The 13,905-nt window shown below is 74.7% G+C and carries 11 protein-coding genes and 2 pseudogenes; 8 read left to right on the top strand and 5 right to left on the bottom strand.

Translation table 11 applies throughout. The features are described from left to right. Positions 1 to 11: 11 nt before the first annotated feature. The 8 genes from ACI79I_RS23660 to ACI79I_RS23625 all read left to right on the top strand — a co-directional run bounded on the left by ACI79I_RS23660 (position 12) and on the right by ACI79I_RS23625 (position 8,622). Positions 12 to 1,073, top strand: coding sequence for an autoinducer 2 ABC transporter substrate-binding protein (locus ACI79I_RS23660; protein ID WP_456994902.1), 1,062 nt, complete (start codon positions 12 to 14; stop codon positions 1,071 to 1,073). Between the two features lie 65 nt (positions 1,074 to 1,138). After that, positions 1,139 to 2,704: a sugar ABC transporter ATP-binding protein gene (locus ACI79I_RS23655; protein WP_456994900.1), complete on the top strand. Its 1,566-nt coding sequence runs from the start codon at positions 1,139 to 1,141 to the stop codon at positions 2,702 to 2,704. Then, on the top strand, positions 2,701 to 3,741 hold the full coding sequence (locus tag ACI79I_RS23650) for an ABC transporter permease (RefSeq protein ID WP_456994898.1): 1,041 nt from the start codon (positions 2,701 to 2,703) through the stop codon (positions 3,739 to 3,741). Before ACI79I_RS23655 ends, ACI79I_RS23650 begins: the two co-directional genes overlap by 4 nt. Then, complete coding sequence (locus ACI79I_RS23645; RefSeq protein ID WP_456994896.1) at positions 3,738 to 4,853, top strand: ABC transporter permease; 1,116 nt, start codon at positions 3,738 to 3,740, stop codon at positions 4,851 to 4,853. The genes ACI79I_RS23650 and ACI79I_RS23645 overlap by 4 nt, the downstream gene beginning before the upstream one ends. Further along, entirely contained in the window at positions 4,850 to 5,626 is a 777-nt protein-coding gene (locus ACI79I_RS23640; RefSeq protein ID WP_456994894.1) for a class II aldolase/adducin family protein, read from the top strand. Before ACI79I_RS23645 ends, ACI79I_RS23640 begins: the two co-directional genes overlap by 4 nt. Further along, positions 5,623 to 6,324, top strand: a complete 702-nt coding sequence (locus ACI79I_RS23635; RefSeq protein ID WP_456994892.1) for an HAD family hydrolase — start codon at positions 5,623 to 5,625, stop codon at positions 6,322 to 6,324. The genes ACI79I_RS23640 and ACI79I_RS23635 overlap by 4 nt, the downstream gene beginning before the upstream one ends. 2 nt (positions 6,325 to 6,326) lie before the next feature. Then, a complete protein-coding gene (locus ACI79I_RS23630; protein WP_456994890.1) occupies positions 6,327 to 7,721 on the top strand; it encodes an FGGY family carbohydrate kinase in 1,395 nt (464 codons plus the stop codon). Positions 7,722 to 7,746: 25 nt separating this feature from the next. Further along, positions 7,747 to 8,622, top strand: a complete 876-nt coding sequence (locus tag ACI79I_RS23625) for a sugar phosphate isomerase/epimerase family protein (protein ID WP_456994888.1) — start codon at positions 7,747 to 7,749, stop codon at positions 8,620 to 8,622. Positions 8,623 to 8,700: 78 nt separating this feature from the next. Here the strand turns inward: ACI79I_RS23625 and ACI79I_RS23620 are convergent, their stop codons facing one another. The 5 genes and pseudogenes from ACI79I_RS23620 to ACI79I_RS23600 all read right to left on the bottom strand — a co-directional run bounded on the left by ACI79I_RS23620 (position 8,701) and on the right by ACI79I_RS23600 (position 13,766). Then, positions 8,701 to 9,927 carry an epoxide hydrolase family protein gene (locus ACI79I_RS23620; protein WP_456994886.1) on the bottom strand — a complete coding sequence of 409 codons (1,227 nt, stop codon included), beginning with the start codon at positions 9,925 to 9,927 and terminating at the stop codon, positions 8,701 to 8,703. A gap of 254 nt (positions 9,928 to 10,181) precedes the next feature. Continuing rightward, positions 10,182 to 10,666: pseudogene (gene arr / locus ACI79I_RS23615) on the bottom strand (NAD(+)--rifampin ADP-ribosyltransferase). Positions 10,667 to 10,758: 92 nt separating this feature from the next. After that, the gene (locus tag ACI79I_RS23610) at positions 10,759 to 11,715 is read right to left on the bottom strand and encodes a threonine dehydratase (RefSeq protein ID WP_456994884.1); all 957 of its coding nucleotides are present in this window, start codon (positions 11,713 to 11,715) and stop codon (positions 10,759 to 10,761) included. Positions 11,716 to 12,013: 298 nt separating this feature from the next. Then, a pseudogene (locus ACI79I_RS23605) lies at positions 12,014 to 12,328 on the bottom strand (class I SAM-dependent methyltransferase); the annotation flags it as partial. Next, complete coding sequence (locus tag ACI79I_RS23600; RefSeq protein ID WP_456994882.1) at positions 12,297 to 13,766, bottom strand: rhamnulokinase; 1,470 nt, start codon at positions 13,764 to 13,766, stop codon at positions 12,297 to 12,299. The pseudogene ACI79I_RS23605 and the gene ACI79I_RS23600, both read right to left, overlap by 32 nt. Between the last annotated feature and the right edge of the window lie 139 nt (positions 13,767 to 13,905).

Here is a 13,905-nt window from a genome sequence, read left to right as displayed (position 1 = left end):
AGAGGTGACCGATGAGCAGCATCCGAACGACGAGGTTGGCCGTCGCCCTCGGCCTGGCCGCCACCCTGACCCTCGCCGCCTGCGGAGAAGGCAGCGGCGGCTCGGCCTCCGGCGGTGGGGGCGGCGGCGGTGGCGGGGGCGGCGGCTCCGAGGGCGGCGGCGGCGGCGTGACCGTGGCCTTCGTGCCGAAGCTGCAGGGCATCCCGTACTTCGAGGCGATGAACACCGGCGGGCAGGCCGCCTGCGAGGAGATCGGCTGCACCTGGCTCTACCAGGGCCCGGTCGAGGCCGACCCGGCCGCGCAGGCCGACATCGTCCGCTCCTACATCCAGCAGGGCGTCGACGCGCTGATCGTCGCCCCCAACGACCCCGACTCGATGGCGCCGCTGCTGCAGCAGGCCGCCGACGCCGGCATCTCCGTGGCCACCTCGGACACCGACGCGCCGAACTCGGTGCGCGAGGTGTTCGTCAGCCAGGCCTCGACCGAGGGCATCGGCCAGGCGCTCACCGACGCGCTGATGGAGGCGATGGGCGGGTCCGGCAAGTACGCGATCGTCTCTTGCGGGCAGACGGCCGAGAACCTGAACTCCTGGATCGAGGTGCAGAAGGCCTACACGGCCGAGAAGTACCCCGACGCCGAGATCGTCGACATCGTCTACGCCGGTGAGGACCAGGCGCAGGCCACCCAGATGGCGACCGACCTGATGAACGCCCACCCTGACCTCACCGGGCTGGTCGGCGAGTGCACCTCGTCGGCGCCGGGCGTGGCGCAGGCCGTCCGGGACGCCGGGAAGACCGGCCAGGTCTTCACCGTCGGCCTCGGGACGCCGCAGTCGATGCTGCCCTACCTCGAGGACGGCTCGTCGAGCGCCAGCATCCTCTGGGACGTCGAGAACCTGGGCTACCTGACCGCGTGGGCCGGCGTCCAGCTGGCCAACGGCGAGCAGTTCCAGGCGACCAACAACGTCAACGCGGACATGCCCGAGGTGACGTTCGACGAGAGCACCAAGGTGCTGCTGCTCGGCCCGCCGCTGCGCATCACCAAGGACAACGCCGGACAGTACGACTACTGACCGTTCCCCCGGGGAGGGCCGGCGCCGCCGGCCCTCCCCGGCCTCCCGTCCGCAGCGAGGAGACGATGAACGAGACCCGAACGACCGGGCCGGCGCAGCCGGCGTCCTCCGAGCCGGCCGGGGCGGGAGCCGAGCGGCTGTCCGTCACCGGGGTGTCCAAGCGGTACGGGGCGGTGCGGGCCATCCGCAACGCGGACATGACCGTGCGGGCCGGCCGGGTGCACGCCCTCGTGGGCGAGAACGGCGCCGGGAAGTCCACCCTGATCAAGATCCTGTCCGGGGCGGCGACCGCCGACAGCGGCCGGATCACCTTCGAGGGCCGACCGGTGACCATCTCGAGCACCGCGGACGCCATCGCCCTGGGCATCGCGACCGTCTACCAGGAACCGCAGCTGTTCCCCGACCTGACGGTGGCCGAGAACGTCTTCACCGGCCGGGAGATCACCCGCCGGGGCAGGGTGGACTGGACGGCGCAGAACGCCCGCGTGGTGGAGCTGCTGGAGCTGATCGGCCTGCCGGCCCGCTACGCGACCGTCCCGGTCAGCGAGCTGTCCATCGCCGAGCAGCAGCAGGTGTCGATCGCCAAGGCGCTGGTCGGCAACGCGAAGGTGCTCATCCTCGACGAGCCCTCGGCGATCCTCACCGACGCCGAGATCGAGGTGCTCTTCGGCGTCGTCCGGCGGCTGGCCTCCACCGGGGTGGCGATCATCTACATCTCCCACCGCCTCGACGAGCTGTTCGTCATCGCCGACGAGGTCACCGTCATGCGCGACGGGCAGACCCTGGGCACCTGGCCGATCGAGGAGCTCTCGGTCCGGCGGGTCGTCGAGCTGATGGTGGGCGGCATCCTCGAGGACACCCCGCCTGCGCACACCGTCCCCGACGCCCCGCCACGGCTGGTCCTGGAGGACCTGTCCTGCGAGGGCGAGTACGCGCACGTCGACGTCGCCGTCCGCCCGGGCGAGATCGTCACCCTCTACGGCCTGATCGGCTCGGGCGCCGCGGAGGTCGCCGAGACCGTGTACGGCATGCGCCGGGCCACCGGCGGCCGGATGCTGCTCGACGGGCGACCGATCGCCCCCTCATCCCCCCGCGCCGCCAAGAAGCTGGGCATCGCGCTGCTGCCGGCCAACCGGAAGCTGCAGGGCCTGTTCAGCTTCCAGTCGATCGCGTTCAACATCTCCGCCGGCCACCTGCCGCTGCTGTCCAAGCTGGGCACCTGGATGGACCGCCGGCGGGAGCGGCAGGTCGCCCGGGACTTCATCACCCGGCTGTCGGTGAAGACGCCGCACGAGCGGCAGCCGGTCTCGGCCATGTCCGGCGGCAACGCGCAGAAGGTCGTGCTCGCCCGCCAGCTGGTGGAACGGCCCAGGGTGCTGGTGCTGGCCGAGCCCACGCAGGGCGTCGACGTCGGCGCCAAGGAGGAGATCCACCGGATCGTCCGGTCGCTGGCCGACGAGGGGACCGCCGTCCTCATCGTCACCTCGGACCTGCCCGAGGCCATCCGCATCTCCGACCGGCTGCAGGTCGTCCGGGCCGGGACCACGACGGTCGAGTTCGGCCCCGGGGCGAGCCAGGCCGACGTCCTGGCCGCCGCCGCGGGAGCGCTCGACCAGGAGGAGGCGGCATGAGCTCGTCCACCCTCACGCCCCCCGGCGGTGCCGCCCCGGCCGGGCCGCAGGCGCACGCCGCCACGGCTCGCGGGCGGGTCCTGCCGTTCCCGATCACCGGCCAGGAGATCGTGCTGATCGTGGTCATCGCCGCCCTCTGGGTGGCGCTGGCCCTCGCCACCCCGGCCTTCCTGACCAGCGGCTCGATCGTGCCGCTGCTGGTGGCCATGGCGCCGGTCGCGCTCATCGGCATCGGGATGACCGTCATCATCATCACCGGCGGCATCGACGTCTCGGTGGCCGGCATCGTCATGGTCTGCGCCGTCGTGGTGGCCAAGGCGATGGTCGACTCCGGGGTCTCCCTGCCGGTGGCGGTGCTGCTGTCGGTGGTCCTCGGCGGCGTGCTCGGCCTGGTCAACGGCGTGCTCATCGCCTACGGGCGGGTGCACGCGATCATCATCACCTTCGGCACCGCGAACCTGTTCAAGTTCCTCGGGCTGCAGTTGTTCGGCGGCACCACGGTCGACAACATCCCCGGCACGCTGGCCTTCTTCGGCCGCGGGGAGGCCGGCCGCACCCTCGGCGTCCCGCACAGCTTCCTGATCATGCTGCTCATCGCCGCGGCGGCCTGGTACTACCTGCGGCACACGCCCGGCGGGCGGCACCTGTACGCGATCGGTGGGGACGCCGACGCCGCCCGGCTGGCCGGGGTGAAGGTGCAGCGGCGGGTGATGTCGGCCTACGTCCTCACCGGCCTGCTCACCGGGCTGGCCGCCTGCTTCGTCATCGCGCGGGGCACGTCCACGCTGGCCCCGAACGTGGGCGCCGGGATGGAGCTGGCCGCGATCGCCGCGGTGGTCATCGGCGGCACCTCGATCATGGGCGGCCGCGGCTCGGTCCTCGGCACGGTGCTCGGGGCGCTGCTCGTGCAGACGGTCACCTCCGGGGTGACCCAGCTGGGCTGGCGCTCGCAGCTGTCGGCCCTGTTCATCGGCATCTTCATCCTGATCGCCGTCGGGGCCGACCTGCTCCGGCAGCGGGCGAGGAGGACGACGTGAGCACCGCGGTCTCACCCCAGGTCCCGGCGCCGGCGCCGCGGTCCGACGACGAGGCCGGTCCCCGGCAGTCGCGGGCCCGGGCGCTGCCCGAGCTGGTCCTGCGGGCCCTGCTCACCCAGCGGATCGTGCTGCTGCTGGTGCTGCTGGTCGCCGTCGTCGTCACGTTCCTGACGCTGTCGGCGCGCAACTACCTGACCGCGCCGTACGACGCGTCCTACCTGTCGGCCACGCTGATCAGCGCCGTCCCGCTGGTCATGCTCGGCCTGGCCGAGCTGCTGGTCATCACCTCCGGGCGGGGCGGGATCGACCTGTCGGTCGGCGCGATCGTGTCGCTGACCAGCATGGTGTTCGGCTTCGCCTACGGGGAGTGGGGCTGGCCGCTGTGGACCTCGATCGTGCTCGCCGCCGCGTTCGGCGGTCTGTGCGGCGCGGTCAACGGGTTCCTCATCGCCTACATCGGCTACCCGGCGCTGATCACCACCCTGGCGACCTACTACGCCTTCTCCTCGATCGCGATCGTCATCAACGACCAGCAGCCGATCAGCACCCAGCCGATCCAGGAGTTCTTCTCCGCCGCCCGGTCGGTCCCGATCGGCGGCGGTGAGGACCCGCTGCAGGTGCCGCTGGGCATCCTGACCTTCCTGCTGCCGACGACGGTGGTCGTCTGGCTGCTGCTCAACCGCAGCACGTACGGACGGCGGCTCTACGCCATCGGCACCAACGACGTGGCCGCGGAGTGGTCGGGCATCGACGTGCGGCGCACCCGGTTCACCGCCTACCTCACGGCCGGGGTGATCTCCGGGCTGGTCGCGGTCGTGACGGTGGCCCAGTTCGCCTCGGCGCGGCCCGACGCCGGGGTGGCGGGCAACGGCATGGCGCTGCCGGCCATCACGATCGCCGTCCTCGGCGGGGTGGCGATCACCGGTGGCATCGGGCGGGTGGCCGGCGTCGTCCTGGCCACGCTGCTGATCGTGTGGCTCAACGCCGGGATCCTGCTGGCCGTGCCGGGCAACGCCGGCTCGCAGTACCAGCTGTTCGCGCTCGGCATCGTGCTGGTCTTCGCGGCCCTGCTCAACGGCTACGCCAACCGCAGGTACGGGAGGACCGGGTGAGCGCCGTCTGGGACCCCGGCCTGGTGAGCGAGGAGCTGGTCGCGCTCACCCGGTCGCTGGGCGAGCGGTCCCGGGACCTCGTCGTCCTCGCCGAGGGCAACACCTCCCAGCGGCTGCCCGACGGCCGGGTGGTGGTCAAGGCCTCGGGGTCGAACATGCGCACGGCCACCGCCGAGGACTTCGTCGTCGTCGACGTCGACCCGCTGGTGGAGCTGATGGGCTCGCCGACGGCGACCCAGGCCGACCTGACCGCGGCCCTCGACGCCGGGGAGCACGGCGGCCGGCGCCGGCGGGCCTCGATCGAGACGCTGGTGCACGTGGCCGCGCAGGCCCTCGCGCCGACGGCGTTCGTCGGGCACACCCACCCCACCGCGGTGGTCGGGCTGCTCGCCAGCGTGCACGGGCCCACCGCCTGGGACCGGCACGTGTACTCCGACGAGGCCGTGGTCATCGGCCGCCCCCTCCACGTCCCCTACGCCACGCCGGGGATCGACCTCGGGCGGGTCTACCTGGAGGCGCTGCGCCGGTACGCGGACGCCCACGGAGAGCTGCCCACCCTGGTCCTGCTCGGCAACCACGGCATCGTGGTCAACGCGCCGGCCCCGGCGGGGGTCGAGGCCGCGTCGGAGATGGCGGTCAAGGGCGCGCGGGTGCGGGTGGCCGCGTACTCGGTCGGCGGGGTGGTCCCCCTCGACGCCGCGAAGGTCGAGGAGTTCTTCGCCCGGGAGGACGTCGTCGAGCGCCGGACCCGCATCGGCGGCGCGCCGGCATGACCCTGCCCCGGCGGCTGCGGGCGGTGTTCCTCGACGTCGGGGGCCCGGTCTACGACGACGGCAACTTCCTGGCCGCGGTCGTGCGGGCCCTCGACGAGCTGCGCGCCGAGCAGGGCCGCGGCCCGGTGGACCGGGCGGAGGTCCGGCGGGTCCACGACGCGGCCCGGGCGCGGCAGGGCGGTTCGCTGCGCACCGCGCTGGCCGAGGGGCTGCTCGGCGACGCCGGGTTGCGGGGCGCGCTGCACGAGCGGACCCGCCGGCACTGGGTGCACCCGCCGGGCACCCTCTACCCCGACGTCCTGCCGCTGCTGCGGGCCCTGCACGGGCGGGTCGCCGTCGGCGTGCTCGCCAACCAGGAGGCCACCGTCGTCGACGCGCTCCAACGCGACGGCGTCGCCCCCTTCGTCGACGTCTGGGGTGTGTCGGCGATCGTCGGGTTCGAGAAGCCCAGCCCCGAGCTGTTCGCCTGGTGCCTGGAGCGGGCCGGCTGCGCGCCGGAGGAGGCGGTGCACGTGGGCAACCGGCTCGACAACGACGTCCGGCCCGCCGCCGCGCTGGGCCTGGGCACCGTGTGGGTGCTGCGCGGCGAGGCGCCCGACGAGCCGACGCCCGAGCAGCTGGCCGAGGCCGACCTCGCGGTGGCCGACCTGACCGGCCTCGCCGAGGTGCTGCTGCCGCTGACCGCCCCGCGACGGTGACCGTGGACGACCTGGTCCTCGGCGTGGACCTGGCCACCGCCGCGGTCCGGGTCACGGCGGTGCAGACCGGCACCGGGGACGTCGTCGCCACCGCCTCGGCCGCGCTCCCCGCGCCCGCGGTGCCCGCGCCGGGGTGCCAGGAGCAGGCACCGGTGCACGCGACGGTGGTGCGGTCGGTGCTCCGGACGGTGACCGCCGGGCTGGGCGCGCGCGCGGCCGCGGTCGGGGCGCTCTCGGTGACCGCGACCTCCGGCAGTGTCGTGGCCACCGACGAGCGCGGGGTACCGCGCGGTGCCGTGCTGCTCTACGCCGACCAGCGCGGCACCGACCGGGTGCGCGCCGCGCTCGGCCGCCCGGTCGGCGCCGCCTCGACCCTGGGCCGGCTGGCCTGGCTCGCCGAGCAGGACCCGCACGCCCGGTTCCTGCACGTGCCCGACGTCGTGGTGGCCGACCTGACCGGGCGGCTGGTCACCGACACCTCGCACGCGCTCAAGGCCGGGATCGACCCGGTCGCCGCGCGGTGGCCGGCCGAGCTGCTCGCCGCGGCCGGCGTGCCTGACGACGCGCTGCCGGAGCTCGTGCACCCGGGCACGGTGGTCGGCGAGGTCCGCCCCGGCGTCGCGGCCGAGCTCGGCCTGCCCGCGGGCGTGCGGGTGGTGGCCGGGATGACCGACGGCTGCACCGCGCAGCTGGCCGCGGGGGCGGTCGCACCGGGCCGGACGACCGGCGTCCTGGGGACGACGCTGGTGCTCAAGGGCGTCGCCCGGCAGGAGGTGACCGGCTTCGGCGGTGCGGTGTACTCGCACCTGTCCCCCGACGGCCGGTGGTGGCCCGGCGGCGCGTCCAACACCGGCGCCGGGGTGCTGGCCGGGGTGCCCGACCTGGCCGCCGCGGACGCCGACGCGGACCGGCAGGGCCCCTCGCCGTGGACCGCCTACCCCCTCCCGGGCACCGGCGAGCGCTTCCCGTTCGCCCGCGCCGACGCGACCGGCTTCCTGCTCGGCCCCGGCACCCCGACCCCGTTGCAGCGCCACCGCGCCCTGCTGGACGGCGTCGCCCTCGTCGAGCGGCTCGGCCTGGAGCGGCTGGCCGCGCTCGGGGTCGCCTCCGCCGACCACCGGGTCGTCGGCGGCGGCTCGGGGTCGGCAGTGTGGACGACGATCCGTGCCAGCGCCCTCGGCCGGCCGGTGTCCCGGCCCGCCGAACCGTCGAGCGCCTTCGGTGCCGCGGTCCTCGCCGCCGCCGCGCTGGCCGGTGCCGCACCGGCGGAGACCGCCGACCGGATGGTGCGCGCCGCCGAGGTGGTCGACCCCGACCCCGCCCAGGTCGGCCCGCTCGAGGAGGGCTTCCGGCGGCTGGTCGACGAACTGCGCCGGCGCGGCTGGCTGGACGACTGACCACCGGATGAGAGGAAGAGGTCACATGGCGATCACCCACGGCGTCCACGCGCTGGTCTGGACCGGGGGCTGGTCCCCCGACGAGGCCCGGCACGCGATCGCCTCCACGGCCGAGGCCGGCTACGACCTGATCGAGATCGCCCCCATCGACCCCACCGGGTTCGACGCCGACCTGACCGCGCGGTTGCTGCAGGAGCACGGCCTGCAGGTGAGCGCGTCGCTGGGGCTCAGCGCGGACACCGACGTGTCCAGCGAGGACCCCGACGTCGTCGCCCGGGGGCGCGAGCGCCTGGCGACGGCTCTGTCGGTGCTGCGCGACAGCGGCGGCTCGGTGCTGTGCGGCGTCCTGTACTCCAAGCTCGGCAAGTACGCCGGGCCGGCGACCGAGCGCGGCCGGGCCAACTCCCAGGAGGCGATCGCCTGGCTGGCCGACAAGGCCGCCGACTCCGGCATCACGCTGGCACTGGAGTTCTGCAACCGCTACGAGACCAACGTCATCAACACGACCCGGGAGACGCTGGACTTCATCACGGCGGTGGACCGGCCCAACGTCATGGCCCACCTGGACACCTACCACATGAACATCGAGGAGCACTCGTTCCGCGAGGCGGTGCGGGCCGCCGCGGCGGCCGGCCGGCTGGGCTACGTGCACGTCGGGGAGTCCCACCGCGGCGCGCTGGGCACCGGCACCATCCCCTGGACGGAGTTCTTCGGCGCGCTCACCGAGGTGGGTTACGAGGGGATCGTGACCTTCGAGTCGTTCTCCTCCGAGGTCGTGCACCGGACGCTGTCCAACGACCTGGCGATCTGGCGCAACCTGTGGACCGACAACGTCACCCTCGCCCGCGAGGCGCTCGCGTTCACCAAGGCAGGGCTGGCGGCCGCCGGCGGGCGCGGCTGACCCCGGTCCGCGACGTCGCCACGGCGCGACCCTCCCCGGCGGCGGCCGGTGTCGTCGCAGCCGCCGCCGGGGTCGTGGTCAGCGGCGCGGCTCGGGGATCTGCGGCGAGCGCAGCGGGCGGAACGCCGCCCGCACCTCGGTCGCGAACAGCTCGGGCTCCTCCCAGGCGGCGAAGTGGCCGCCCCGATCGACCTGGTGGAAGTAGCTGAGGGTGGGGTAGGCCTTCTCGGCCCAGCTGCGCGGCGTCCGCCAGATCTCGCCGGGGAACGTGGTGAACCCGACCGGGACCGTGACCTCCGGGAGGGGCCGGCCCGCCGCGGCGGCCTGGGCGGCGACCCCGTAGCTGTCCCAGTAGGACCGGGCCGCCGAGGCGCCGGTGCCGGTGAGCCAGTACAGCGTGGTGTTGTCGAGGACGGAGTCCCGGGTGAGGTTGCCCGCGGGTTGGCCGTCGACGAAGGCCCGGGAGATCTTGTAGTAGGCGTCGGTGTCGTGGTCGAGCATCCACGCCGCCAGGGCGGCGGGTGAGTCGAGCAGGGCATAGCCGATCGTCTGCGGCCGGGTGGCCATCTCGAGGAAGTAGCCGAAGCCGCTCGTGCGGAACCTCTCGATCGCGGCGGCCGCCGCGCGTTCCTGCTCGGTGTCGGTCGGCTGGGGGCCGCCCAGCACCGTCACGAGCAGGTTGGTGTGGATGCCGATCAGCCCCTCGGGCGCCTGGCGGCCCATCGCGTCGGTGACGCCGGCGCCGACGTCGCCGCCCTGGGCGACGTAGCGCGCGTAGCCGAGGCGGCGCATCAGCTCCGCCCACGCCCGCGCGACGCGGCCGACGTCCCAGCCGGTCTCGGTCGGCTCGCCGGAGAAGCCGTAGCCGGGCAGGGAGGGCAGCACCAGGTCGAAGGCGTCCTCGGCCGCTCCGCCGTACGCGGGTGGATCGGTGAGCGGGCCGACGGAGTCGAGCAGCTCGATGACCGAGCCGGGCCAGCCGTGCGTCATGACCAGCGGCAGCGCGTCCGGGTGCGGGGACCGCACGTGGAGGAAGTGGACGTCCACGCCGTCGATCTCCGTCGTGAACTGCGGCAGCGCGTTCAGCCGCGCCTCGACCCGGCCCATGTCGTAGTCGTCGGCCCAGTAGCGGCACAGCGCCTGCATCGTCGCCAGCTGCACGCCCTGCTCGCGATCGGCGACCAGCTCCCGGGAGGGCCAGCGCGTCGCGGCGAGGCGGCGGCGCAGGTCGGCGACCGCCTCCTCCGGGATCTCCGCGCGGAAGGGACGGATCGCACTGCCGGTCTGTTCTGCGACTGCGGTCATGGCGGGCCCTCGGGAGTAGGAGCGGGGGAAGTCGCACACCGGGCCAGACCGGCGACGCACCGTGGCACCGGGGGCTGGGCTTCCAGGACCCGTCCACCCTCGCGCTGCGCCCTCGGGTGGCAGCAGGGACGAACGGCCCAGCCCCGCATGTCCGCACCCCACGTCACGGACGGCTCTCAGGACGGCACACCCGGACCGTGGGCGCTGGGGCCGGGTCCTCCCGCGTGGGGACCCGGCCCCAGCGCCCCGCGTCGTCATCCGCGGGAACGAGGACCCGGCTGGTCCTCGATGACGTCGAGCCCTGCTCCCGCAGCCGCGCCAGGCTGTCCAGCATGCCCTGCACCACCTCCGGGTCGTGGCCCTCCCAGCCCTCCACCTCGCCGACGACACGCAGCGGATGGCGGGTGCGGTAGGACTGCGTGGGGTTGCCGGGGAACCTCTTGTCGGTCACGTTCGGGTCGTCCTCGAAGGGGCCCAGGGGCTCCACGACGTAGACATGTCCCCGCTCCCCACCCCCGGCCAGCGCCGTCGCCAGCTCCGCTCCCCAGGCGGCGGTGTCCACGAGCGCGGTGGAGTAGACGTGGTTGGACACCCGGCCCTCCAGGAAGGTGGAGCTGTGGCCGGGAACGAGCTCGTCGCCGACCTCGAGCGCGGACCTCGTCCCGTGGTAGAAGGGCCCCTCGACGTGCTCGCAGCGTTCGTAGGTCACGGGGATGCGGGTGCTGCCGTCCTCGCCCATCGCTGTCCTCTCCTCGCACGTCACGGTCGGCCGCCCTCCTGCAGCGTCGGCCGGACCACCCACCGGCGACCGGCCGGGGCTGGAGGGCGCCCCTACGTCTCCGCGAGGACGCGCAGCACCAGGTCGCGGTCGCAGTTGCCGCCGGTCATGACGACCGCCGCGACGGCGCCGTCGGGGCGGGCGGTGTCGGCCAGCAGGCCCGCGAGCGCGATCGCACCGGCCGGCTCGGGCATCTGGTGCGTGGTCTGCCACAGGACCCGCATCGCCTGAGCCGTCGCCTGGTCGCTGACCTGCACGAAGCGCGCTGCTCCGCGGACCATCACGTCGACGGCGTCCTCGTCGGGGACCCGGGTGGCGACGCCGTCGACGAAGGTGTCGGCCTCGGGCGTCGTGACCGGGCGCCGGGCCGCGAACGACAGGGCGTGCGCCGGGGCGCCCTCCGCTCCGACCGCGACCACCTCGGTGCCGCGGCCGAGCAGGTCGCGGACGGCGATGTTCGCGCACAGTCCGGAGCCCTGGCCGACCGGCACGTACACGACGTCGAGGGCGGGCGCCTGCTCGTGCAGTTCGGCGGCGTAGGTGGCGACGCCGGCGACCAGGTCCCGGTGGAACGACGGCACCATCCGCAGTCCGCGCTCCTCCGCGAGCCGGACGGCGTGCTCGCGCGCCTCCTGGAAGTCGCGCCCGTGCACGACCAGCTCGGCGCCGAACCCCTCCATCGCGGCGTTCTTGTCCGGGCTGTTGCCCTCGGGCACGACGATCGTGACCGGGATGCCGTGCGCCCGTCCGGCGTAGGCCAGCGACTGGCCGTGGTTGCCCCGCGTGGCCGAGACCAGGCCGCGCACCGGGCGTTCCTCCTCGGCCAGCCGCGCCGCGTGGACCAGGCCGCCGCGCACCTTGAAGGCACCGGTCGGGGTGGCGTTCTCGTGCTTGACCCAGGTCGGCGTCCCGGTGACCTCCTCCAGCAGCGGCCAGCGGTACGCCGGGGTCACCGGCACGTGCGGCCGCACGATGTGGACGGCGGCGTCGAGCTCGGCGCGCGTGATCACCGGGCGAGCGTAGACAGCTGTCACCTGGTCCGGTCGGCCCCGAGGGCGCACTTCCGTCCGTCGGATCGTCGCGAGCCAGGCCGGCGCGCCGTCGTCGTGGTAGCGCGTCAGGACCCGGTCCGGCTCGATGGCGAGGGCGTCCCCACCGGTCTCGCGGCGCCTCGGCGCGCGCAGGTCCACCTGACGAACGGGGTGCGGGCCGGTGTCGGGGCCGACGTCGCCGAAGCACAGCAAGGTGGAGGGTCCCGCCGGGCTCGGTCACCGACGCCAGGCTCGCCACGTGGCCGGCTCGTTCGCCGGCGTCGAAGGCGTGGAACAGCCCGGAGTCCAGCACCGTCTGGAACGTCCGCCCCAGGCGCTCGAGTCGGAACGCGTCGGCCACGGCGGACGCGGCCGCGATCCCCCGCTGGGCCGCCTCGACCCGGGCCATGGCCACGGCGGTCTCCCCGACGTCGACGCCCTGGACCGGCAGCCCTCGCGAGGCGACGTGCAGCGCGTTGTCGCTGGTACCGCAGCCGACGTCGAGGACCGACCCGGTGGCCCGTGACCCGCCGACTCGGCCATTCCCCTGGGGCCGCTCCTCACGGGTGAGCCAGCCGGGCGGCGGCCGCATCCCACGCGGCCGGCGACCCGGACGGTGCATAGGTCTGCACCTCCTGGGTGGCCCGCAGCAGCGCGCGCAGCTCGGGCAGCCCGCCGTCGAGCACCCCGGCCGCGCGGGCCTGCACCAGCGCGTTGCCCAGCGCCGCGGCCTCGACCGGCCCGGCCACGACCGGCAGCCCGCACGCGTCTGCGGTGAGCTGGCAGAGCAGGGTGTTGCGCGCTCCGCCGCCCACCAGGTGCACGACCCCGACCTCGCGGCCGGAGAGCTCCGCGGCCCGCCGGACGGCCCGGCGGTAGGCCAGCGCGAGGCTGTCGAGGATGCACCGCACCGTCGCCGGCACGCTCTGCGGCGGCGGCTGCCCGGTCTCGGCGCAGGCCGCGGCGATCCGGGCCGGCATGTCGCCGGGCGGCAGGAACCGCGGGTCGTCGGCGTCCACGACGGCCGTGAAGGCGGGCACCTGCGCGGCGGCGGCCAGGAGGTCGGGCAGGTCCGCGGGCAGCCCGGCGGCCGCCCACGCCCGCTGCGACTCCTGCAGCAGCCACAGCCCCATCACGTTGTGCAGGTAGCGGACGGTGCCGTCCACGCCGAGCTCGTTGGTGAACCCGGCGGCCCGGCTGGCCTCGGTGAGCACCGGCTTCTCCAGCTCCACCCCGACCAGCGACCAGGTGCCGCAGGAGACGTAGGCGAACCGGTCGGACGACGCCGGGACGCCGACCACGGCCGAGGCGGTGTCGTGTGAGCCGACCGCGGTGACCGGCACCGGCCCGGCCAGCCCGGTCTCGGCCAGCACCTCGGGGGTCAGCTCCCCCAGCCGCTCCCCCGGCTGACGCAACGGCGGGAACAGCCCGCGGTCCAGGCCGAGCCGGTCGACGAGCTCCCAGGCCCACTCGCGGGTGGTCGCGTCGAGCAGGCCGGTGGTCGAGGCGTTGGTGACCTCCGCGCCGACCGCGCCGGTGAGCCAGTAGGCCAGCAGGTCCGGGATCAGCAGCGCCGTCCGCGCCGCGGCCAGCTGTGCGGTGCCCCGGGCCGCCGCGAGCTGGAAGACCGAGTTGAACGGCAGGTGCTGCAGCCCTGTCACCCGGTACAGCTCCTCGGGCGGGACGATGGCGTGCACCGCCGCCACCGCGGTCGCGTGCCGGGCGTCCCGGTAGTGCACCGGGTTGCCCAGCAGCGCGCCGTCGGCGTCGAGCAGGCCGTGGTCGACCGCCCAGCTGTCGATGCCCACGCCGTCGAGGTGCCCGCCGTCGACCCGGCCGGCGGCCCGCAGCCCGTCGAGGACGCCGGCGTAGATGCCGAGCACGTCCCAGTGCAGGGTGCCGCCGAGGCGCACCGGCCGGTTGGGGAACCGGTGGGCCTCGGTCAGCTCCAGCCGGTCCGGACCGACCCGCGCGGCCATCACCCGGCCGTTCGAGGCCCCCAGGTCGACCGCCGCGAACACGGAGCTCACCGCAGGAAGGCCGCCGCGACGCCGGAGTCGACGGGGATGTGCAGGCCGGTGGTGCGGGACAGGTCGCCGGCGGTGAGGGCGTGGACGGCGTCGGCGACGTGGTCGGGCAGCACCTCGCGCTTGAGCAGGGTGCGCTGGG

The sequence above is a fragment of the Geodermatophilus sp. SYSU D01105 genome, from assembly GCF_054050095.1.
The sequence above is the reverse complement of the archived record's forward strand: the minus strand, read 5'-3'. Positions and strand labels throughout refer to the sequence as shown.